The 21,144-nt window shown below is 61.0% G+C and carries 18 protein-coding genes and 1 pseudogene; 7 read left to right on the top strand and 12 right to left on the bottom strand.

All coding sequences use genetic code 11. The annotated features are described in order from the left end of the window. Positions 1-17: 17 nt before the first annotated feature. Positions 18-1,319: an MBL fold metallo-hydrolase RNA specificity domain-containing protein gene (locus EV700_RS00650; RefSeq protein WP_130410436.1), complete on the top strand. Its 1,302-nt coding sequence runs from the start codon at positions 18-20 to the stop codon at positions 1,317-1,319. Here the strand turns inward: EV700_RS00650 and EV700_RS00645 are convergent. From EV700_RS00645 to EV700_RS00590, 12 genes and pseudogenes are all read right to left on the bottom strand, one after another. Continuing rightward, positions 1,316-2,596, bottom strand: coding sequence for a polysaccharide deacetylase family protein (locus tag EV700_RS00645; protein WP_130410435.1), 1,281 nt, complete (start codon positions 2,594-2,596; stop codon positions 1,316-1,318). The two genes, EV700_RS00650 and EV700_RS00645, sit on opposite strands and share 4 nt — an antisense overlap. Positions 2,597-2,698: 102 nt before the next feature. After that, a pseudogene (locus tag EV700_RS00640) lies at positions 2,699-5,044 on the bottom strand (heavy metal translocating P-type ATPase); the annotation flags it as partial. Between the two features lie 53 nt (positions 5,045-5,097). Next, positions 5,098-5,727 carry a YceI family protein gene (locus tag EV700_RS00635; RefSeq protein WP_130410433.1) on the bottom strand — a complete coding sequence of 210 codons (630 nt, stop codon included), beginning with the start codon at positions 5,725-5,727 and terminating at the stop codon, positions 5,098-5,100. A gap of 166 nt (positions 5,728-5,893) precedes the next feature. Continuing rightward, complete coding sequence (locus EV700_RS00630; protein ID WP_130410432.1) at positions 5,894-6,265, bottom strand: hypothetical protein; 372 nt, start codon at positions 6,263-6,265, stop codon at positions 5,894-5,896. A 20-nt stretch (positions 6,266-6,285) separates the two neighbouring features. Beyond that, positions 6,286-6,933: a methyltransferase family protein gene (locus EV700_RS00625; RefSeq protein ID WP_130410431.1), complete on the bottom strand. Its 648-nt coding sequence runs from the start codon at positions 6,931-6,933 to the stop codon at positions 6,286-6,288. Continuing rightward, a complete protein-coding gene (locus EV700_RS00620) occupies positions 6,930-7,181 on the bottom strand; it encodes a DUF2933 domain-containing protein (RefSeq protein WP_130410430.1) in 252 nt (83 codons plus the stop codon). Before EV700_RS00620 ends, EV700_RS00625 begins: the two co-directional genes overlap by 4 nt. 30 nt (positions 7,182-7,211) lie before the next feature. After that, positions 7,212-7,781 carry a c-type cytochrome gene (locus tag EV700_RS00615; RefSeq protein WP_130410429.1) on the bottom strand — a complete coding sequence of 190 codons (570 nt, stop codon included), beginning with the start codon at positions 7,779-7,781 and terminating at the stop codon, positions 7,212-7,214. A 2-nt stretch (positions 7,782-7,783) separates the two neighbouring features. Continuing rightward, positions 7,784-8,209 carry a copper-binding protein gene (locus EV700_RS00610; protein WP_207224535.1) on the bottom strand — a complete coding sequence of 142 codons (426 nt, stop codon included), beginning with the start codon at positions 8,207-8,209 and terminating at the stop codon, positions 7,784-7,786. Between the two features lie 13 nt (positions 8,210-8,222). Then, complete coding sequence (locus EV700_RS00605; protein ID WP_130410428.1) at positions 8,223-8,753, bottom strand: cupredoxin domain-containing protein; 531 nt, start codon at positions 8,751-8,753, stop codon at positions 8,223-8,225. Between the two features lie 21 nt (positions 8,754-8,774). Further along, on the bottom strand, positions 8,775-10,139 hold the full coding sequence (locus EV700_RS00600; RefSeq protein ID WP_130410427.1) for a multicopper oxidase family protein: 1,365 nt from the start codon (positions 10,137-10,139) through the stop codon (positions 8,775-8,777). Between the two features lie 15 nt (positions 10,140-10,154). Next, positions 10,155-11,534 carry a TolC family protein gene (locus EV700_RS00595; protein WP_130410426.1) on the bottom strand — a complete coding sequence of 460 codons (1,380 nt, stop codon included), beginning with the start codon at positions 11,532-11,534 and terminating at the stop codon, positions 10,155-10,157. Beyond that, positions 11,534-11,809, bottom strand: a complete 276-nt coding sequence (locus EV700_RS00590) for a hypothetical protein (protein ID WP_130410425.1) — start codon at positions 11,807-11,809, stop codon at positions 11,534-11,536. The genes EV700_RS00595 and EV700_RS00590 overlap by 1 nt, the downstream gene beginning before the upstream one ends. 166 nt (positions 11,810-11,975) lie before the next feature. On the opposite strand from EV700_RS00590, the gene EV700_RS00585 reads away from it, so the two are divergent. From EV700_RS00585 to EV700_RS00560, 6 genes are all read left to right on the top strand, one after another. Then, complete coding sequence (locus EV700_RS00585; RefSeq protein ID WP_130410424.1) at positions 11,976-12,665, top strand: heavy metal response regulator transcription factor; 690 nt, start codon at positions 11,976-11,978, stop codon at positions 12,663-12,665. Beyond that, positions 12,655-14,085, top strand: coding sequence for a heavy metal sensor histidine kinase (locus tag EV700_RS00580; protein ID WP_165391281.1), 1,431 nt, complete (start codon positions 12,655-12,657; stop codon positions 14,083-14,085). The genes EV700_RS00585 and EV700_RS00580 overlap by 11 nt, the downstream gene beginning before the upstream one ends. Further along, entirely contained in the window at positions 14,082-14,480 is a 399-nt protein-coding gene (locus EV700_RS00575; RefSeq protein ID WP_130410422.1) for a hypothetical protein, read from the top strand. The genes EV700_RS00580 and EV700_RS00575 overlap by 4 nt, the downstream gene beginning before the upstream one ends. A gap of 220 nt (positions 14,481-14,700) precedes the next feature. Next, positions 14,701-15,915 (top strand): TolC family protein, encoded by a 1,215-nt coding sequence (locus EV700_RS00570; RefSeq protein WP_165391280.1) that lies wholly within the window; start codon positions 14,701-14,703, stop codon positions 15,913-15,915. Further along, complete coding sequence (locus tag EV700_RS00565; RefSeq protein ID WP_130410420.1) at positions 15,912-17,405, top strand: efflux RND transporter periplasmic adaptor subunit; 1,494 nt, start codon at positions 15,912-15,914, stop codon at positions 17,403-17,405. The genes EV700_RS00570 and EV700_RS00565 overlap by 4 nt, the downstream gene beginning before the upstream one ends. After that, positions 17,402-20,560, top strand: a complete 3,159-nt coding sequence (locus EV700_RS00560) for an efflux RND transporter permease subunit (protein WP_130410419.1) — start codon at positions 17,402-17,404, stop codon at positions 20,558-20,560. Before EV700_RS00565 ends, EV700_RS00560 begins: the two co-directional genes overlap by 4 nt. The last annotated feature ends 584 nt before the right edge of the window (positions 20,561-21,144 follow it).

The raw sequence follows: 21,144 nt of genomic DNA, 5'->3' as shown, positions 1-21,144 counted from the left end.
AATACAGGCAACAGCGAATTCTGGTGGACTGCGGGCTATTCCAGGGGCTCAAGGAGCTTCGCCAACGAAACTGGCGCCAATTCCCGGTTCCTGCATCGTCCCTGGACGCTGTGATCCTCACACATGCGCATCTGGACCACTCCGGCTATTTGCCCCGTCTCTACCGGGAGGGTTTCCGGGGGGGGGTATACACTACCCCGGCCACACACGAAGTCGCGGGCATCTTGCTCTACGACAGCGCCCACCTGCAGGAGGCGGAGGCAGAGCGGGCAAACCGCGGACGTTACTCCCGGCATGATCCGGCGGAGCCGTTGTACGGCGTCCGGGAAGTGGAGGCGGTATTGCGATTGTTCCAGCCAAAGATAGCCAATGAGGGCTTCCGGCTCGGTGATCTGACCGTTACTTTCCTGCCAGCCGGGCACATCCTGGGAGCCGCCTGTGTCCGTATAGAGGCCGACGGCAAGTCGCTGGTGTTCAGCGGTGATGTCGGGCGACCCGATGATCCGCTCATGAAGCCGCCTCAGCCCTTGCCATCCACGGACTTCCTGGTGCTGGAATCCACCTACGGCGACCGTTTGCACGCACCGGTCGAAGCGTCGCGTGAGTTAGCCCGCATTGTCGTGGAAACGGCGTCCAGGGGCGGAACCTTGCTGATCCCTGCTTTCGCGGTTGGCCGCGCCCAAACCCTGCTGCAATTGCTGGCCGAGTTGCAGGGTCAGGGCGCTATTCCGGAGTTGCCCATTTATCTGGACAGCCCGATGGCCATCAACATCAGCCATATCCTGTGCCGCTATCAGCCGGAACACCGTCTCGATCCGAAACAGTGCCACACCCTCTGCGGCATCGCCACTTATGTGCCTGACAGTGAAATATCGCGGAAACTGTCTCGTGATCCCCGACCAAAAATCATTATTGCCGGGGCGGGCATGCTGACCGGCGGGCGTATTCTGCATCACCTGGAGTCCTTTGGCGGCAATCCGGATAACTGTTTGCTGGTTTCCGGATATCAGGCGGCCGGAACACGCGGCCGGAAATTGCTGGATGGTGAGCATCGGCTACGGTTATTTGGCCGTGAAATCGAAATCCGCTGTCAGGTAGAGCGGTTGGACGCGCTGTCAGGACACGCAGATTATCGGGAGCTGGGAGATTGGTTGTCGGCCTTGCCTAAGGCTCCGCGCCGGGTTTTCCTGACGCATGGAGAGCCGCAGGCCGCATTGGCATTGAAGGATTATCTGGCGGAACGTCTGGGTTGGCAGGCTGAAATCCCGAGCGAGTTTGAGAGTGTGGATCTGTCACTTGATGCGTCTGGCGAGGTCTAGAGCTGGCGGGCAATGGCCATGACTCCTTTGAGTCCGGAACCGAACCGTGCAATGGCTTCTCGATGTTGCCGTAGCTCGCTATAGGACAGAAACCGTAATGACAGCTCGCGCACCCGTGAAAATGCGGGACGGGCAAATTGGTCGCGAACATCCTGTTCCCGATTGTCAGGAGCGACCAGGAAATAGGTGCTGGCCAAATGCTCCGGAGCGGCCAAGGCTAGATCAAGCATGCGTACGATGCCGGAATAAATACTGGTGCTGTGCTCAACCTCGAACGCGGCCACAACGCCACCTTGTACATCCAGCCACAGAATATCAATCAGACGGATGGTGTCCTGAGACGGTAACGTCTCGAGTGAGAGCGGCAGGCGCTCCAGGCAGCCATCGCCGAGGCGTCCGCCAGCAAAGGCCCGTCCACGGTCATTGCTGGCAATCCAGATCCGATAGCCCAGCGCGATGCCCAAGTCACGTAGCCAACCTTGGATCTCAGTATGGGTATGGTCGGATTCGCGAGCGGCTGACAGAGCCTTGGCGGTCTGGGCGTTCTCTTCACGGATGTTCGCCAATTCGGCACGGAAGCGCGCCAACGCCTCGGCATCATTGTCCAACGGGGGGGCCGGGTAACGCTGGTTGCCCATGTCAAAAAGGAAGCCGGCAACAGCGCCGAAGTCATTCGAGAACAACCCCCGATAGGTCAGTTGCAACTGCTGCATCCCACGCCGCATGACCAGATAGTCCGGCCATTTTCCCAACTTGACCTTGCCACCGGTGACTAGGTTATAGCCCCTGACGATGGCGGTATTGAAAGGGGGGACCCGGGTCGGATGTAGAAAGTAAAGCAGGTTGGCCGCTGCCGGGCCCAATCCCTTGATCTGATGCTGGTCGAGCTGGTGAATGGCATCAATCAGTGCCTGATCACTGTTGCAACAAAAACACTGATTCAGGAAGCGGCCGAATGCCTTCTGGTTATCGGGGCTTTCATAGATATCGGGGATGCGTAGCTTGGGTTTCCACAAGAAGGCGTGATCAGCGCCCTTGAAAATCTGGCGTTGCTCCGCGATGGAGCTGACGACTGTTTCCAAGGTGGATCCCCGATATTGGCAGCCGAAGGTTCCAGCCTCAATTTCCGCGATCACCGTTTGCAAGCCACGCCGGATGGAACGGAAGTTCTTCAGGCGCTCTTCCCACAGGAACCACGTCTGATAGGTGCCGCCTGGATCAGATCGCCAACGTTCGATCAGGGGCGTCAGCGTGGTACTGGACGGCGAAGTGCTCATGCTTGTCCTCGAAGCGGTAGGGGTTCACGAACGTAGTTAGCAACAGCCCCGTTTCTTTGTATTGATTGCGGCCGTCACCGGGAGCCGCTCCATATCTCCTGGCAGTGATGCTTGCCGCAGCCGTAGCGCGTTGAAAACCACCGACACCGAACTCAGGCTCATCGCCAGCGCCGCGATCATCGGCGACAGCAGCCAGCCGGTCAGTGGGTACATAACTCCGGCCGCTATCGGCACTCCCAGCGCATTGTAGACAAAAGCGAAAGCCAGATTCTGCTTCATGTTCGCCACGGTGGCCAGTGAAACCGCCCGCGCGACGGCAATGCCGCGCAAATCCCCTTTGACCAGTGTCACCTGGGCGCTATTCATCGCCACGTCGGTGCCGGTGCCCATGGCGATGCCGACATCGGCCTTGGCCAGTGCCGGAGCATCGTTGATCCCGTCGCCCGCCATTGCCACCTTGCGGCCTTCACGTTGCAGGCGCTCCACCAGCGCCAGCTTGTCGGCGGGCTTGACCTCGCCATGCACCTCATCCAATCCTAGCGTTATGCCTACAGCTTTGGCGGTAGTCAGCCCGTCGCCGGTGGCCATAACGACCCGGATACCCATGTCACGCAGGGCGTGCAGCGCTTCCGGCGTAGTGGCCTTGATCGGGTCCGAGACGGCCAGCAGCCCGGCCAGGCGTCCCTCAACCGCCAGATGCATGACGCTGGCGCCGGTGAGGCGCAGTCGTTCTGCCTCTGCTCGCAAGCTATCGGTTGTAACGGCTAATTGATCCATCAGGGTGGTGTTGCCCAGCGCCAGCGCTTTGCCGTCCACTACCCCGCGCACGCCGATGCCGGTGCCGGATTCAAAGTTGTCCGCCTTGGCCAAGGGAATATCCCGGCGCTTGGCCTCCGCGACCACGGCGGCTGCCAGCGGGTGCTCGCTGCCCTGATCGAGGCTGGCGGCTAGGCGAAGCACCTCGTTTTCGGAGAATCCGGGTGCGGCCACGATCCGGTCGAAGGCGGGCTTGCCTTCGGTCAGCGTCCCGGTCTTGTCCACGATCAGGGTATCAATCTTGCGCAGATTCTCGATCGCGGCCGCATCCCGGAACAGGACTCCCCGCTTCGCGCCAGCGCCGGTGGCGACCATGATCGACATCGGGGTGGCTAATCCCAGCGCGCAGGGACAGGCGATGATCAGCACTGCGACGGCGTTGATCAGGCCATAGACCCAGTTCCCGGCCAACAGACCCCAGCCGAGGAAAGTCAGAGTGGCTATCCCGATCACGGTCATCACGAAATAGCCGGCCACTTGGTCGGCCATGCGCTGCATCGGCGCGCGAGAGCGCTGCGCCTGCATCACCATGGTGACGATCTGTGAAAGCATGGTGCCCGCGCCGACCCGTTCGGAGCGCATAACCAGTGCGCCGTTGGTATTCATCGTTGCACCGATGACCTTGTCTCCCGGACGCTTCATGACGGGCACCGGTTCACCGGTGAGCATGGACTCATCCACGGCGCTGCTGCCTTCCAGCACCACGCCGTCCACAGGCACTTTTTCGCCCGGTCGCACCCGCAACCGGTCGCCAACATGGACATGGGTCAATGGCACATCTTCTTCCGTCCCGTCGTCATGAAGGCGGCGAGCAGTTTTCGGAGCCAGCCCCAGCAGGGATTTAATGGCGGCCGACGTCTGGGAGCGCGCCTGCAACTCCATCAACTGCCCGAGCAGGGTCAGTGAAATGATGACGGCAGCCGCCTCGAAATACACGGCCACCCGGCCCATCGAGATGAAGGACTCCGGAAAGGCCTGCGGGATCAGTGTGGCCACCACGCTGTATACATACGCCGCACCGGTACCGAGGCCGATCAGCGTCCACATGTTGGGGCTGCGGTTCACTACCGACTGCCAGCCACGGACATAGAATGGCCACCCGGCCCACAACACCACCGGTGTCGAGACCAGCAGTTCGATCCAGCTTTGCACGCCCATCCCGAACCAGTGAAAGCGGTGTCCGAACATGGCCAGCACGAAGACGACGAGGGTTAAGGGCAAGCTGCCCCAAAACCGGCGGCGGAAATCGACCAGTTCCGGATTTTCCTTTTCCTCCAGATCGGGCAGCACCGGCTCCAGCGCCATGCCGCATTTTGGGCAGTTGCCGGGGCCAAGCTGCCGCACCTCGGGGTGCATCGGACAAGTGTATTCGGTGCCGCCCTCGGTCGGCGTCACCGGTACGGGTGACGGTGGTGCAAGGTAACGCGCCGGTTCCAGCCGGAACTTGTTGAGGCATTTGGCGCTGCAAAAGAAGTAGGTGGCGCGGTCGTGCTCCAGGTGGTGCGGGGAGGCCGGTGTGACGGTCATCCCGCAGACCGGGTCTTTCAGCGCCCCTGCCGGATTATGGTGGTGTTCAGGTGCCTGTGTGTGATTGGCGTGATCATGAGGATGTTCGTGGTCATGCTCGTGCATGGAGGCCTCCCGGCGTCAATTTCAGGTATCGGCATTTCACTGGTGAGGCCGGATTAAGATTGATCCGGCTTCTTGATGAACTCCACATCAATCATCAGCTCAACGGCATCTCCTACCAATGGGATATACGCTGTTGAGTCAAACGCAGACCGGGTGATCACAGTCTTTGCCGAAAACCCGGTTCGCAAGACACCGAACATGTCCTTGCCGGAGCCCAAGAAGGTCACGTCCAGTATCTGTGGCCGGGTCACCCCGGCCAGCGTCAGATCGCCGGTGACGGTACCCTTGCCATTCCCCGCATACTTTATGGCTGTCGATACAAACGTCACTTTTGGAAAGAAGTCCGCCTTCAGAAAATCTACCGGAAAGCTCTTGTCCGCCTTGGCGTTGCCGGTATTCATCGAACGAGGGTCAACTGTCACTTGCACTCGGGAAGCTTCCGGACTTTTTGGATCGAAGGCGTAGGCAACGTCAAAATTGTCGAAGCGGAAGGTATACCAGGCAAAACCCTGATGCAGTACACGGGCGATAATGCTGGCATGAGCCTTGTCCAGCTTGTAGACCCCGGCGGGCATGTGGTTTGGATCGGGGTCCGGCGGCGTCTGCGACGTGGCTGCAGCCGATACGGCTGTGGCGGTCATTAGCAACAAGGCTGGTACAATGTGGACTGAATGGCTAAACATGGGTTGTTATCTTTGGCGTTCGGCTCATGGACAATGCGGTGTTTCCTTCATCTGTTATTTGCAATCTACGAGAAGTAAACACACGCTTCATAGCCCGTAAGGGCGCGCTAGCGCATCACCATTTTTATGGCTGATGCGTCAGCAATAAAATAGGCATGACCGGGAATTACTGTCCGGGGACCGCGCCATGGTTATGGTTATGTTCCGGAGAGGTTTCCGGCTTGGCCTTGCCGCCCTTGCGGTGCTTCGGCTTCTTCGCGGCTTTCGCCTTGTCAGCCGGCTTCATGCTATCCATGCCCTGCATGCAGTGATCGTGCATGCCTTTCATGTCATCCATGCCCTTGCTGTCGCCCATGCACTTCTCATGCATGGCCTTCATGTCGTGCATATCTCCACCGGGCTTCATATCGTCCTTCGGGGTCATCGATTTCATATCCATCTTGTCCATGCCCTTCATGGCGGGTTTGGCCGCGTCATCGGCATGGGTCAGGCCGCCCAGGGCGACAATCAGCGGGAACAGCAGCAGGTGGCGTTTCATGGGGATTTCTCCAGAGAGCTTCATGTTGTCCGGGGGGACAGGTGGGGTAGGAAACGGGGCGTCCGTCCAGCATAGGCCTGCCAAGCCTTGCCAAACGCGGACTCCATATCCCGTTCCTCGGTCACGGCCAGCTGGCCATACATGGCCAGTAACACCGGGAACATCAGCAGCGTCAGTATCGTCGGCCATTGCAGCAGAAAGCCGAACAGGATCAGAACAAAGGCAACATACTGGGGATGCCGGATACGGGCATACGGGCCACCTGTCGCCAATACGCCGGCGCGCTGTGCGTGATACAGCACATGCCAACTGGCGGATAACAGCCAGAACCCCGCGATGATGAGGACGTTGCTGGCGATGTGCATCAGGTCGAAATGCGGGTTGCCCTTCTCGCCCAGCAGGGTATGCCACAGGTGGCCGGAGTCGTGCGACATCAGATCGATGCCAGGGTAATGCGTCTGCAGCCACCCGGCCATCACGTAGATGGTCAGCGGGAAGCCGTACATCTCCACGAACAGCGCGACGATGAAGGCCGAGAATGCGCCGAAAGTGCGCCAGTCACGGCTTGTTTGCGGCTTGAAGAAGCTATGCGCGAAGATGATGAACACGGCAGAGTTCAGGAAAACCAGTGACCACAGCCCATAGGCCGCTTCGTGGTGGGCATTCATGGGCGGTCTCCCGAGGTGCGGTCGTTATCCTGCGGTGGCCGATGACCGTGGTGGTGTCCGTGGTGCATGAACAGATGCATCAGCGGGCAAGCGAACAGGATCAGGTAAGGTAGTAGTCCGAGCAGGTGCGCCCGGTGCTCCTCGAACAGGAAAAAAAGGGCGACACCGCCCATCACAGCCAGGGCGATTGCCGCGCGTGACGAGCGAAAGGGTGGATGGGGGTGAACAGGATGTTCTTCTGTGTTCATGACAAGCTCCTTGCCCCGTCCACCGGGGCGTCAGTGGGTATGGGCGTGGCCATCCGCTTGGCCAGACGCTCCGGCGTCGTGATCACCCTCCTCGCCGGGACTGGCTGTCAGTCGACGGTAGGCGGAGGCATCCAGCGTCGGTAATTTACGCAGGAACGCTACCATTGCCCAGATTTCTTCATCATCGTGGGTTGGCCCCCAAGCGGGCATGGCGGTTAGCTTGATGCCGTGCTTGATGACCCAGAAGGCCTCCGCCGGATCATGCATACCATGTTCCGCCAGTTTGGGCGGCTGCGGATACAGCCCGGGCCGGATTTCCGAATCCTGCTGCAAAGGTGATAGGTGGCAACCGGTGCACATGGCATTGTAGTGCTCAGCTCCCATGCTGATGACGGCCGGGTCATCCAGGTTGGCGGGAACGGTAATGCCGGTGGCGTGATGGGCGATGGCGCGGTCGCGGAAGAAGCTGATGAAAGCCTCCACAGGCCGCCAGTGCGGTTCATCGGCGCCGATGGCGTAGACGCCTGACCACACAAAGCCGAGGCCCGCCGCGACGGCGAGCGCTGATCCGGCCAGCAGGGTTTTCGGAAATTTGCCCATGATTATTGCCCTTGGGACTTCTTCAGGTCTGTGATCAGCAGGCCGCCGTTCTGGCGCTGCACCACGAACTGCACGGCGTCACCCGCCTTCAGGCCGTCCAGCATTTGCGGGGACTGGACCTTGAAGATCATGGTCATGCCGGGCATGCCCAGATTCTTGATGTCGCCGTGCTTTATGGTCAGCTTGCCTTGGGCGGTGTCCACCTTGCGGATTTCGCCCTGGGTGTACATGTCGGCCATCGGGCTGGCGGCCGGGGTGGTCTGGGCTGCCATCGGGGACGCTTGCGTGGGCATAGGCATCTCGTGCGCCATGTTGCCGGTCGTGGCATGGCTGTGCGGATGATTGCTGTCCGCCAACACAGCCGGTGTGACGGTGGCGAGTACGGCACCCAGCAGGATGGCGTGAAGGGTGGTTTGCAGGATTTTCATGGGTGTTCTCCAGTTATAGTGGGGGCAATGAGTTCGGAGCTGGGGGCAGAACGGTGACTCTGCCCTGCATGCCCGCCTGCCAGTGTCCCGGTATCAGGCAGGCATATTCGAAATTGCCGGCTCGGGTGAACTGCCAAATCAGGTCGCTGCTTTTCCCGGTCTCGATCCGTATCAGGTTCGGGTCGGCATGGGCCATGTCGGGTATTTGCATCATCATCGCAGCGTGCGCTTTCAGGCTGTCCGGTGTGCCCAGAACGAACTCGTGGGGTTGTTGGCCCGTGTTCATCAGGCGTAGCCTAACGGTTTCACCTGTCGTCACGGTGATCAGGTCCGGGTTGAAGCGTGGCGAATCGTCCAGGCGGATTTCGATGGTGCGGGCCACGTCACGAGTCATACCTTGGCGGCCATAAGGTGTTTCCTCGGAGGTGATGGGGTTATCCACGGTCATGTTGGGGTCGATGTGCTCATCGCCATGCGCCTGCGCCAGATTCACCGTCAGCAGTAGTGGCAGCGCGGCCCACCAAAGTGCCAAGGATACGGTCATGTCTGATTCCTCCTGATGGCCTCAGTGATTCATCGGCCCGGTGGGTTTGCGGACGTTCAGGTCATGATCCCCGACCGGTGCGGGCTCAGTGCGCACGGTGGCTGGCTCTTCGCCGGTATGCAGCCATGCGACAGTGCCGGAGGGGTGGTCATACCAGCCCGGATCGCGGTAGTCGTCCGGTTTCTGGTTGTCACGCACTTTCAGTACGGTGAACATCCCGCCCATCTCCAGCGGCCCAAAAGGCCCCTGTCCGCTCATCATCGGCAGGGTATTGTCGGGTAGCGGCATTTCCATTTCACCCATATCGGCCATGCCCTTGTCACCCATGGGCATGAAGTCTGGGGCCAGCCTTCGAACCTTGTCGGCCAGCCCCTGTTGAGATGCTCCAATCATGGTTGGCAGCTTGTGGCCCATTGCATTCATCGTGTGGTGCGATTTGTGGCAATGGAAGGCCCAGTCACCGGCCGTCGCCTCGAACTCCACCGCGCGCATCTGGCCGACCGCAACATCGGTAGTGACCTCCGGCCAGCGCGCTGACTTCGGCACCCATCCTCCGTCGGTGCCGGTAACTTCAAAATCGTGCCCGTGCAGATGGATTGGATGATTGGTCATGGTCAGGTTGCCGACACGGATGCGCACCCGGTCGCCGGTGCGTGCGACCAGCGGATCCAGACCGGGGAATACCCGGCTGTTGAAGGTCCACAGGTTGAAATCCGTCATTGTGGACACCTTGGGTGTGTAACTTCCGGGGTCGATGTCGTAAGCGCTGAGCAAGAACACGAAGTCGCGGTCCACCCGCATGAAGTCCGGGTTTTTCGGATGCACTACGAAAAAGCCCATCATGCCCATCGCCATCTGCACCATTTCGTCAGCGTGCGGGTGGTACATGAAGGTCCCGGATCGCTTCAGTGTGAACTCGTAAACGAAGGTTTGGCCGGGCTTGATTTGCGGTTGCGACAAGCCGCCGACACCGTCCATGCCGGACGGCAGGCGGATGCCGTGCCAGTGTATGGTTGTGTGCTCCGGCAGCTTGTTGGTAACGAAGATACGCACCCGGTCGCCTTCCACGCATTCGAGGGTTGGGCCGGGGCTTTGGCCGTTATATCCCCACATGTGCGCGGTCATGCCGGGGGCCAGCTCACGCACGACCGGTTCGGCGACCAGGTGGAACTCCTTGACACCGTTTTTCATTCGGTACGGCAGGGTCCAACCATTCAAGGTGACAACCGGATGGTAGTCGGGCCCTCCGTGTGGCAGGCGCGGCCCGGAGGTGCCTGGATGGTCCTGCGTCGCTGCCTCGGGAATGCCGGCGTGGACGCGGGACGCCAGTCCGCTGGCGAGCGCGGTGGCGCCGGCACCGAGCAGAAAATGTCGTCGTGTCGTCATGGTCGGGAGTCTCCGTTAGTGGCCAGGGGTGTCGGGTCGACCGGTAATGATCGGGGCTCCGGCTTCGCGGACACCGCCTCCAGCACCGTAAACGGCGCCGTTGAGAATGGTATCCTGCACCCAGTAATCGTTGAGTGCGGTCATCCAGGCGTGGCTGGCCGCTACTTGCTCACGAGCCTGGGCCAGCAGGTCGAATGTGCTGATCAGCATGCCGTTGTAGCGCAGTTGCATTTCTTCAGCGATTTGCCGCTGGAGCGGCACGACCTCGTCGCGATAATGGCGCGCCAGCGCATAGGCGGCCTGATAACCCTGATAGGCGGTGCGGGCCTCGCTACGGGCGTTGACAGCCGTCTCGGCGACTTCAGCTATTGCCGCCCGGTAACGGGCTTCGGCTCCTGCGGTGCGGATCCTGCCGAAATCGAAGATCGGGATTTCAAAACCCACGGTGACTCCCTGTTGCCGGGGCTGATCGTTGTAAGTATTCGTCTGATAATCCAGATCCAGAACATTAACGAATCGGGTGATCCGGGTCAGCTTCAATGTGCGCACGGTATTATCGAACCGCTGTCGCGCCAACCTGACATCCAGGCGATGTTCAAGCGCATCCTGTTCAATATCAGCCAAGGCGCGGGGTTGTGGGGGCAGGTCCGGCAGCCGGTCTGGCAATCGGATGTCAGTCGTGTTTGTCAGGCCTAGCAGGCGTGCCAGTCGCTCCAGCGCGGCGTTGTATTCCACCTTATCGCGCTCGGACTGAGCGGCTGCTTCCGCGTAAAAAGCCTGCTCGCGGGCGGCGTCCAGCCGGCTGATGTTGCCTGCAACAGCCAGACTCCGGGCCAGATCACGCCCCGCCTCCGCTGCTGTCAGTACTTCACGGCCGTAATCCCGCCGTTGACGGGCGAAAATGGCCGCTACATATGCCAGTCGGGTTTGCTGCGCCAGGCTAACAGCTATCCGGGCTGCCTCTTGCCGGGTGATATCGTAGCGCTGGCGTGCTATCGGTGTTTGTGCGGGCAGCAGCAACAAATCGATCAGATCGATACCAATACTGAAGCCAGTTTCCCGGCTGGAGCCTTGGGTCAGTCTGGATACGGAAAAGCGCGGGTTGGGGATGCGGGTTGCCGCCACCAGTTGGGCCTCATCGAGGCGTAATTCAGCAAAGGTGCGTTGCAGGCCCGGGTTGTTCAGCAGGGTAATCGTGGCCGCTTCATCCATCGTGATCTCGTGTGCCAGCAATTCTCTGACACGCTCCCCTTTCAGGTCGACGGCAGTGACGCCGGTCGCAGTCAGTATGGCGTCGCGCTCACGACCTTCGTCGGATAGCGTGGCGCAGGATCCCAGTCCGGTGGTCAACGTCAGGACCAGAAGGGTTTGGCTGACTGCTTTGGAAGAAGGCATCACATGGCTCCGTGGCGCATGCCCGGCATGGCCATGCCGTTGTGAGGGGGTAAGGAGGTCGTATCGGCTTCGCCATCGTGCGCCCCGTCAGGAGCGGTGTTGTCACCCATCACCAGCCTGTTGCTTTCGCGCCAGTCACGGACGGCCGGATCGCTCCATCCCTGATAACCGGCAAGGCCGTGCTCGGGCGCGCGGGTGTCGATTGCTGGGGATATGGTGTCGGCGGCCTGTGTCAGGCCGGAGGACAGGAGCAGGCTGACAAGCAACAATCGCATCTGAGATTCTCCTGCCCTGCAATATCTTCGGATACGACTATGATGCGGGTTATTTACGGTCAGTACCCTGACACGAAAATGACATTTGTGTCATCCGCGCTTCAGGTGCGGCAAAAGCGGGTATTGTTGATGGCCATGACGCGACACAATTTGGGGCTGGCCTGCTATGAAGATCCTGCTGGTTGAAGATGAAACCAAGACTGGGGAATACCTGCGCCAGGGACTGTCCGAAGCGGGTTATATCACCGACTGGGTACAGGACGGCCTGGCGGGCCGCCATCAGGCCCTGTCGGAAGAGTACGACCTGATTATTCTTGATGTGATGTTGCCTGACCTGAGCGGCTGGCAGGTTTTGGCCGATATTCGCCGGTCCGGGAAAACCCTGCCGGTGCTATTCCTTACCGCCCGTGATCAGATTGAGGATCGGGTCAAGGGGCTCGAGCTGGGCGCGGATGATTATTTGGTAAAGCCATTTGCCTTTGCCGAGTTGTTGGCGCGAGTGCGCACCCTGCTGCGGCGCGGACGCACGAGGGAGTCGGATGTGTTGTGCGTTGCCGACTTGGAGCTTGATCTGCTGCGCCGCCGGGCCGTCCGTGCGGGCCGCCGGATTGATCTGACGGCCAAGGAGTTCGCGCTGCTGGAATTGCTGATGCGGCGGCAGGGCGAAATCCTGCCGCGTTCACTAATCGCCTCGCAGGTCTGGGATATGAACTTCGACAGCGACACCAATGTGGTGGAGGTAGCCATCAAGCGCCTGCGCGCAAAGGTAGACATCGGGTCTCCCAGACTGATTGGTACGGTACGCGGCATGGGGTATGTGCTGGAAGCGCCATCGGAGGATCGCCATGGCGGTTAGGTCGCTGACTTTCCGTACCAGCTTGTGGTTTAGCCTGCTCGCGTTAGGAGTCTTCCTAGTGATGGGGCTCTTCATCTTGGCCTCTGTTCAACATCACTTTGGAGAACAAGATCGTGATGCGCTGGCGGGAAAGTTGGAACTGATTGCCCGGATTTTGCACCCGCTTCCAGATCAGCCTTTGGCATCAGACTCCCGCCGCATATTGGAAGCCGCCTTGGTGGGGCATCATGATCTATCGGTGCAGATTCTGACGGGGGATGGAGTACCGTTTCTTCACAGCGGCGAGGCTCTTTTTCCAATGTCCATGCTGCACGATGCAGCCCCTTGGGAGACAGGCCAGGTTGCAAGGGTCCTGACCTGGTCGGCATCCGGTGAGAGTTTCAGGGGGGTGGCTGTCCGTTTGGCAGGGGCCGCATCTTCCCGGACTTCCGGCTGGATCGTCGCGCTAGCGGTGGATACCCGTCATCATACGGACTTCATTTCCGCTTTCGGACGGGAATTGGCACTGATCGGCGCTGGCGGCCTGCTGTTGATGGCCGTATTGGGTTGGCTGGTCACCCGGCGGGGCTTCCGGCCGGTGCTGGAAATGGCTCAGGTGGCCGAGGGGATATCCGCACAGCAGCTGGATAAGCGGCTTGCCCCGGCGATCATGCCTGCGGAACTTCAACCGCTGGCTCGCGCTTTCAACGGGATGCTGGATCGCTTGGGAGACTCACTGCAACGTTTGTCGGGATTCTCTTCGGATCTGGCTCATGAGTTGCGTACGCCAGTCAACAATCTCATGACACAGACACAGGTTTGCCTGTCAAAGCCGCGTGATGTCAACGAGTACCGTGAAGTCCTCTATTCCAACCTGGAAGAATTCGAGCGGCTGGGACGGATGATCGGTGACATGCTGTTCCTCGCCAAAGCTGATCATGGTCTGGTGGTGCCTGAGCGCTCGCCCGTGAATGTCAGAGCCGAGATAGAGGCGCTGTATGAGTTTTACGACGCCTTGGCGGCGGAAAAACAATTGGTCTTGAGCGTTGAAGGAGAGGGCCAAACCTCGGGCGACGCGCTGATGTTGCGGCGGGCTTTCAGCAATTTGCTATCCAATGCCCTCCGTCATGCCGACCTTGGATCGATGGTGAAAGTCAGCCTGGTGCCCTCAGCGGATCGTTTGGCTGTACTGGTCTGCAATACGGGTGATACCGTGTCCATGGAGCATCTGCCCCGGCTGTTCGACCGCTTTTACCGCGTGGATGCATCGCGGCAACGCCAGGATGAAGGCGCTGGTCTCGGGTTGGCAATTACCCGAAGTATCATCCAGGCGCATGGCGGTGAGGTCACGGTCACGTCCAGTGCCCGGCAGACCTGTTTCCGGGTTGAGCTGCCTGTTGCGGTTCATGGCAGTCAAATCGTCTGGAGCGTACAGCCTTGAACCAGAACAGGCTCACGCGCAAGCGCCTTTCAGTACTCTTGAGTCTGCTGCTGACCGCTTTTCTGTTCTGCCAAGGCGTAGCGAAAGCAGCGGCGTTGATTCCGGCACTGTCACAGGTGGTCGTGGCCACTGTTCCGCTGAGTTGTCACGAGAGGATCCAGCCGCTCCACACGACTACAGAAGCGGACTGCGACACGGGTTGCCAACATCTCGATAAAGCGTACAGCCCTGAGTCGCAGCCCTCATCTTGGGTTCATCTACCGCTGGTGTTTATATTTTTTATGCCCGCGCTGCAGGGTGAAGCCGGCAGCCCGATTGCCTTTGCTTCCCTCCCATGGCACGACCCGCCCGGCGATCCGCCCATCCCAATCCGCTTCCAGCGCTTCCTGAAATAGCCCGCGCCGTGCGGTCGTGTTCTGCCGGCCGCCTCCCCTCTCCCGTTCGCGATGCGAATGGACCGTATTTGTTATGGCTGGTAGCCATAGCACTTCGTAACCCGCCTGACCGCTGTCTCCCACGCTCCCCGTCCGGAGATCGCCGCAGGCCTTGAATGGTGATGACCCGATGAGGATGCCCGTTCCCCGGAGCCTTCCCCGCGCCTGCTTGCTCGGCTGGATGGCTCTCAACTCTGGTAGCGTCACGGCTGAAGAACTGAGTTTTGCCGACGCCCTGCAACAAGCCCGTCTCCATGCACCGCAAATCGTGCAGCAGCAGGCCAATTTGTTCGGAGCCACGGCGGCACAGCGTGCCGCTGACGCCTTGCCCGACCCCAAGGCCTTTGTCGGAGTCGATAACCTGCCAATAAATGGTGCCGACCGTTTCAACCTCACCCGCGACTTCATGACCATGCAGAAGATCGGGGTGATGCAGGACATTCCCAACCGCGCCAAACGTATGGCCCGCGCAGAGGCTGCCCAAGCCCGTATTGATGAGGCCGCCGCTGACCTCCGCCTGACCGAAAGCGTTGTGACCCGCGAAACCGCAGTCGCTTGGCTGAATCGTTATTTTCTCGGGCGGCAACTTTCTTTGTTCGTGGACCTAGAACAGGAAAACCGGCTCTGGGCTGGGGTGGTGCAGTCGCAACTGACCGCAGGGAAAGGCCTGATGGCGGATGCCCTGCTGCCGCAACAGGAAGTGATCAGCCTTGCCAACCGGCGAGACGATCTGGAGCGGGATATCCGCAAAGCCGACGCCGTGCTGGAGCGCTGGCTGGGCCGCTTTGGCAAATTTGCCCCCGTTGGCGAGCCGCCAGCGTTCACCCTTAATCCGGACACTCTGCGCCAGCATGTTGAGCACCATCCGGACCTGAACCGCTTTACCCCGCTGGCCAACCTGGCGCAAGCCGAACTCCATGAAGCACAGGCCGCCAAAAAGCCGGACTGGGGTGTCGAGTTGGCCTATCAGCAACGCGGCCCCGGCTACAGCAACATGGTCTCGGTGCAGGTCTCAGCCGATTTGCCCTTGTTTACGCACAGCCGCCAGGACCCGCTGATCGCCGCGAAGCAACAAGCCTTGGCCGAAGTGGACGCCGAACGAGAGGCCATGTTGCGCGAGCATGTGGCGGCGCTGGAGGCCGACCTTGCCGACTACAAGGCCCTCACCCGGCAGCGGGACCGGCTGCAGCAGGAAGCCGCACCGTTAGCTCAACGAAAGGCGGACCTGTTGCTGGCCGCGTATCAGGCTGGCCGCGCCGAATTGGGGCTGGTTCTGACGGCGCGGCGGGAATCGCAGGCGTTACGGTTCCAGATTATTGAACTGACCGCACAGCAGCAACAACTGGCCGCGCGCCTGCATTACCTCTACACCCCTGATCCGGAGATCGCGCCATGAGCCGCCATATCCTCAAGACCGTGCTGTTTACCGCATTTATCGCTACCACCGGGGCGATTGGCGGCTACTGGTTCGCTCAGCGTCCGCACGCGGCAGCGGTCATGACCACTGTCGCCTCATCCTCGGCCCAAAAGCCGCTGTACTGGTATGACCCGATGGCGCCCGACCAGCATTTCGACAAACCCGGAAAATCGCCCTTCATGGATATGCCGCTGACACCCAAATACGCCGACGGCAACGAAGCCTTACCGGGCCTGCGAGTGGACAACACGGTGTTGCAGAACACCGGAATCCGCTATGCCACCGTCACGCGCGGCCGTTCTGGCTCCGCTGTGGAAGCGCCCGCCACCGTCGGATTCAATGAGCGCGATATCGCCATTGTCCAGACCCGCACCGGCGGTTTCGTGGAAAAAACCTATGACCGCGCGCCGGGCGATATGATTCCGGCCGGTGCGCCGCTGCTCGACCTGCTGGTGCCGGAATGGGCTGGGGCGCAAGCCGAATACTTGGCTTTGCGCCAAACCGGCGATGTCGGACTGACGCAAGCTGCCCGCAACCGCCTGCGCCTTCTGGGGATGTCGGACACCCTGATCCAGCGTGTAGATCAGATCGGGCAGGTGCAGAATACCCTCACCATCAGCGCCCCCATCGGCGGCGTTATCCAGTCGCTGGATATCCGGCAGGGCATGACTGTCAGCCCCGGCATGACGGTTGCCCGGCTCAACGGACTCAGCACGGTCTGGCTGGAGGCGGCGATTCCTGAAGCACAGGCCGGTCAAGTCAGGCCGGGCCAGGCTGCCGTCGCCCGTCTCGATGCCTATCCCGACCTCGCTTTGTCCGGCCAGGTCATTGCCATCCTGCCGGAGGTTAACACTCAGAGCCGGACCTTGCGGGTGCGGCTGGCGTTCCCCAACCCCCGCCAGCAATTGCGGCCCGGCCTGTATGCGCAGGTTCGGTTGGTGACAGCGGCTAGGACGGATGCCTTGTTGGTGCCCAGTGAGTCTCTGATCCGCACCGGTAAGCGCACGGTGCTGATCAGCGTCGATCGGCAAGGTCGATTCCAGCCGGTCACGGTGACTACGGGCGGCGAAGCGGACGGCCAGACCGTCATTCTGTCCGGCGTACAGGCCGGGGAACGGGTGGTGGCCTCGGGGCAGTTCCTGATCGACTCTGAGGCCAGCCTGCAAGGCGTACTGACGCGGTTGGCGAGCGATTCGGCGGCAACAATGACAGCTCCGTCAAAGTCTGTCCCGGCTTCGGCTGATATTGAAGCATGGGGCGTCATCGAGGCGATAAGCGTCCATGAAATCACCCTCTCCCATGAGCCGATTCCTGCGCTGGACTGGCCTGCGATGACGATGGCCTTTCCAGTTGCCGCCGAGGTCAAGACTGCCGGATTGAAGGTCGGGCAACGGGTGCGCTTCACGCTGGTCAAGGGTGTCGATACCCCGACGATAACGGCAGTCCGGCTGCAGGGAGGTCAACCATGATTGCCACCCTGATCCGCTGGTCAGTGCACAATCGCTTCCTGGTGCTGCTGGCGACCTTGTCCATCACCGTCTGGGGTATCTGGTCGATCCGGCAAACGCCGGTGGACGCCCTGCCTGATCTCTCCGACGTACAAGTGATCATCCGCACCACCTTGCCGGGACAAGCGCCGCAGATCGTCGAGAATCAGGTCACCTACCCGCTCAGCACCACCCTGCTGTCGGTGCCGGGGGCGAAGACAGTGCGCGGTTACTCCTTCTTCGGCGACTCCTTTGTCTACGTGCTGTTCGAGGACGGCACCGACCCCTACTGGGCGCGCTCGCGGGTGCTGGAATACCTCAATCAAGTGCAGGGGCGGCTACCCACCGCCGCGAAGACCGCGCTGGGGCCGGACGCGACCGGGGTTGGCTGGATTTACGAATACGCGCTGGTGGACCGCACCGGCCAACACGACCTGGCGCAACTGCGCGCCTTGCAGGACTGGTTCCTGCGTTTCGAGCTGAAGGCGCTGCCCAACGTGGCGGAAGTGGCCAGCATCGGCGGCATGGTCAAGCAGTACCAAGTGGTGCTCGACCCGGTGAAGCTGGCGGCCTACGGCATCCCGCAAGGCACGGTGGTGGACGCCATCCAGCGCGCCAACCAGGAAGGCGGCGGCTCGGTGCTGGAGCTGGGCGAAGCCGAGTACATGGTGCGCAGCAACGGCTACTTGCAATCGCTGGATGACTTCCGCGCCATTCCGTTGAAAGTCGAAGGGAGCGGCGTGCCGGTGACGTTGGGTGCGGTGGCGACCGTCCAGCTTGGCCCGGAAATGCGGCGCGGCATCGCCGAACTCAACGGCGAGGGCGAAGTGGCGGGCGGCGTGGTCATCCTGCGCTCGGGCAAGAATGCCCGCGAGACCATCGCCGCCGTCACCGCCAAGCTGGCCGCCCTCAAAGCCGGGTTGCCCGCCGGGGTGGAGATCGTACCGACCTACGACCGCTCGGCGCTGATCGACCGCGCCGTGGACAACCTAACCCACAAGCTGGTCGAAGAGTTCCTTGTGGTGGCGCTGGTCTGCGCCGTCTTCCTCTGGCATCTGCGCTCGGCGCTGGTGGCGATCATCGCGCTGCCGCTGGGTATCCTGATCGCTTTCATCGTCATGCGCCAGCAGGGACTCAACGCCAACATCATGTCGCTGGGCGGCATCGCCATCGCCATCGGCGCCATGGTCGATGCCGCCGTGGTGATGATCGAGAACGCCCACAAGCGCCTCGAAGCCTGGCAACACGCCCATCCCGGCCAGACCCTGCGCGGCGCTGCACACTGGCGCGAAATTGCCGAGGCGGCGGCGGAAGTCGGCCCGGCGCTGTTCTTCTCCCTGCTGATCATCACTCTGTCCTTCATCCCGGTGTTCACGCTGCAAGCGCAGGAAGGCCGGTTGTTCGGACCGCTGGCCTTCACCAAGACCTATGCAATGGCGGGGGCGGCCGGATTATCGGTGACGCTGATTCCAGTGTTGATGGGCTTCTGGATTCGTGGCCGCATTCCCGAGGAGCACCGCAACCCGCTCAATCGCGCCTTGATCGCCGTTTACCGCCCGTTGTTGGACCGGGCGCTGCGCTACCCCGTCCGGACGCTGATCGTGGCGCTATGCGCCTGCCTGACGGCCCTATGGCCATTGTCGCGGGTGGGTGGCGAGTTCATGCCGTCGCTGGACGAAGGCGACCTGCTTTACATGCCCTCAGCCCTGCCCGGCCTGTCAGCGTCCAAGGCCGGACAACTGTTGCAACTGACCGACCGCATGATCCGCACCGTGCCGGAGGTGAAATCGGTGTTCGGCAAGGCCGGACGGGCGGAAACGGCGACCGATCCCGCGCCACTGGAGATGTTCGAGACCACCATCCAGCTCAAACCCCGCGAGCAATGGCGGCCGGGCATGACGCCGGACAAGCTGATCGAGGAACTCGACCGCGCCGTAAAGGTGCCAGGGCTGAGTAATATCTGGGTGCCGCCGATCCGCAACCGCATCGACATGCTGGCCACCGGCATCAAGAGCCCGATCGGAGTCAAGGTGGCCGGGACCAATCTGGCTGACATCGACCGCACCGCGCAGGCCATCGAGCGGATTGCCAAGACCGTGCCCGGCGTTAGCTCAGCGCTGGCGGAACGACTGACCGGCGGCCGTTATGTGCAGGTGGACATCCGTCGAGACGCCGCCGCGCGTTACGGATTGAACATTGCCGATGTGCAGGCGGTCATCAGCACGGCGATTGGCGGCGGCAATATCGGCGAAACTGTCGAAGGGCTGGCGCGCTTCCCTATCAATGTGCGCTATCCGCGTGAATGGCGGGACTCGCTGGAGGCGCTGCGGCAATTGCCGGTGCTGACGCCGGGCGGTGCCCAGATCACCCTTGGTACAGTGGCGGACCTGCGCATTGCGGATGGCCCACCGATGCTGAAGAGCGAAAACGGACGACCGTCGGGTTGGGTGTATGTGGACGTGCGCGGACGTGATCTGGTTGCCGTGGTGCATGACCTGCAACAGGCAATCCGGCAACGTGTACCGCTCAGCCCCGGTATCAGTCTCAGCTACTCTGGCCAGTTTGAGTTCCTGGAGCGCGCGACCGCTCGGCTGAAACTGGTTATTCCGGCGACACTGCTGATTATCTTCGTGCTGCTTTACCTGACCTTCCGCCGGATCAGCGAAGCGCTGTTGATCATGGCGACACTGCCCTTCGCGCTGGTCGGCGGCATTTGGCTGCTCTGGTTACTGGGCTACAACCTGTCGGTGGCCGCCGGGATCGGCTTCATTGCGCTCGCCGGGGTGTCCGCCGAGTTTGGGGTGATCATGCTGCTGTACCTGAAACATGCCATCGCGGAGCGGCAGGACGAGACCACGCCCCTGACCACCGCCCAACTGGACGAGGCCCTGCGCGCCGGGGCGGTGCTGCGGGTCCGGCCGAAGGCGATGACCGTGGCGGTTATTCTTGCCGGGTTGCTGCCGATCCTGCTTGGCAGCGGTACAGGTTCTGAAGTGATGAGCCGGATCGCTGCGCCGATGGTCGGCGGTATGATTACCGCGCCGCTGCTGTCGCTGTTCATCCTGCCCGCCGCCTACCGGCTGTTGCGGCTCCGGCGGCAGGCTGTTTGTGCGGAGGCCGACGACCATACGCCCTGAAGCCATTCGTTCCCCCCCTTCCCTCTGGTTTGTCCGGATCATCCGATCGACTGGGCCACCCGAGAATCCCCCCGGTGTTGGCCATCCGCCTGGGCCGGGGGCTCGTGCCGGATCGGTTCGACGGTTCCGGATGAGCCTGTTATTGGATAAGTACCGCGCATGCGACTGTAGCGCTCGCCGGATGATGCTTAAGAGCTGTCGAGTTTTGGATAAATCCCCCCGCTGATATTGACACTTGAGGGGCGTGCGCCATCGCTGGGCTTACAAAATATCTTCGGGGGAAAGTTATCCACAGGACGTTGGTTTCTATTGACACTTGAGGGGCGTATTTTTTGAATTTATTGACACTTGAGGGGCCAAAGTATTGACACTTGAGGGGCGTGCTCGGAACCGGTATTGACACTTGAGGGGCGAAACTATTGACACTTGAGGGGCTGACTATTGACACTTGAGGGGCGAAACTATTGACACTTGAGGGGCATAGCACTTCCATAAAATTTATGTAAAACAATAAATTACGCCCGCTTTTCGGAGCCACTAACCATATAACCTAAATTTAACCAAATTTATAACCACGCGCGCGA

This window comes from Fluviicoccus keumensis, from assembly GCF_004217445.1.
Lineage (GTDB): Bacteria > Pseudomonadota > Gammaproteobacteria > Pseudomonadales > Moraxellaceae > Fluviicoccus > Fluviicoccus keumensis.
Note: the sequence above shows the minus strand (reverse complement) of the source record. Positions and strands in the feature narration are given on the sequence as shown.

Bases quoted from the DNA above. Each gene is read 5' to 3' on its own strand.
- EV700_RS00645 (WP_130410435.1), bottom strand. From the start codon at position 2,596: ATGAGCACTTCGCCGTCCAGTACCACGCTGACGCCCCTGATCGAACGT.
- EV700_RS00635 (WP_130410433.1), bottom strand. From the start codon at position 5,727: ATGTTTAGCCATTCAGTCCACATTGTACCAGCCTTGTTGCTAATGACC.
- EV700_RS00630 (WP_130410432.1), bottom strand. From the start codon at position 6,265: ATGAAACGCCACCTGCTGCTGTTCCCGCTGATTGTCGCCCTGGGCGGC.
- EV700_RS00625 (WP_130410431.1), bottom strand. From the start codon at position 6,933: ATGAATGCCCACCACGAAGCGGCCTATGGGCTGTGGTCACTGGTTTTC.
- EV700_RS00620 (WP_130410430.1), bottom strand. From the start codon at position 7,181: ATGAACACAGAAGAACATCCTGTTCACCCCCATCCACCCTTTCGCTCG.
- EV700_RS00615 (WP_130410429.1), bottom strand. From the start codon at position 7,781: ATGGGCAAATTTCCGAAAACCCTGCTGGCCGGATCAGCGCTCGCCGTC.
- EV700_RS00610 (WP_207224535.1), bottom strand. From the start codon at position 8,209: ATGAAAATCCTGCAAACCACCCTTCACGCCATCCTGCTGGGTGCCGTA.
- EV700_RS00605 (WP_130410428.1), bottom strand. From the start codon at position 8,753: ATGACCGTATCCTTGGCACTTTGGTGGGCCGCGCTGCCACTACTGCTG.
- EV700_RS00600 (WP_130410427.1), bottom strand. From the start codon at position 10,139: ATGACGACACGACGACATTTTCTGCTCGGTGCCGGCGCCACCGCGCTC.
- EV700_RS00595 (WP_130410426.1), bottom strand. From the start codon at position 11,534: ATGCCTTCTTCCAAAGCAGTCAGCCAAACCCTTCTGGTCCTGACGTTG.
- EV700_RS00590 (WP_130410425.1), bottom strand. From the start codon at position 11,809: ATGCGATTGTTGCTTGTCAGCCTGCTCCTGTCCTCCGGCCTGACACAG.
- EV700_RS00585 (WP_130410424.1), top strand. From the start codon at position 11,976: ATGAAGATCCTGCTGGTTGAAGATGAAACCAAGACTGGGGAATACCTG.
- EV700_RS00580 (WP_165391281.1), top strand. From the start codon at position 12,655: ATGGCGGTTAGGTCGCTGACTTTCCGTACCAGCTTGTGGTTTAGCCTG.
- EV700_RS00570 (WP_165391280.1), top strand. From the start codon at position 14,701: ATGGCTCTCAACTCTGGTAGCGTCACGGCTGAAGAACTGAGTTTTGCC.
- EV700_RS00565 (WP_130410420.1), top strand. From the start codon at position 15,912: ATGAGCCGCCATATCCTCAAGACCGTGCTGTTTACCGCATTTATCGCT.
- EV700_RS00560 (WP_130410419.1), top strand. From the start codon at position 17,402: ATGATTGCCACCCTGATCCGCTGGTCAGTGCACAATCGCTTCCTGGTG.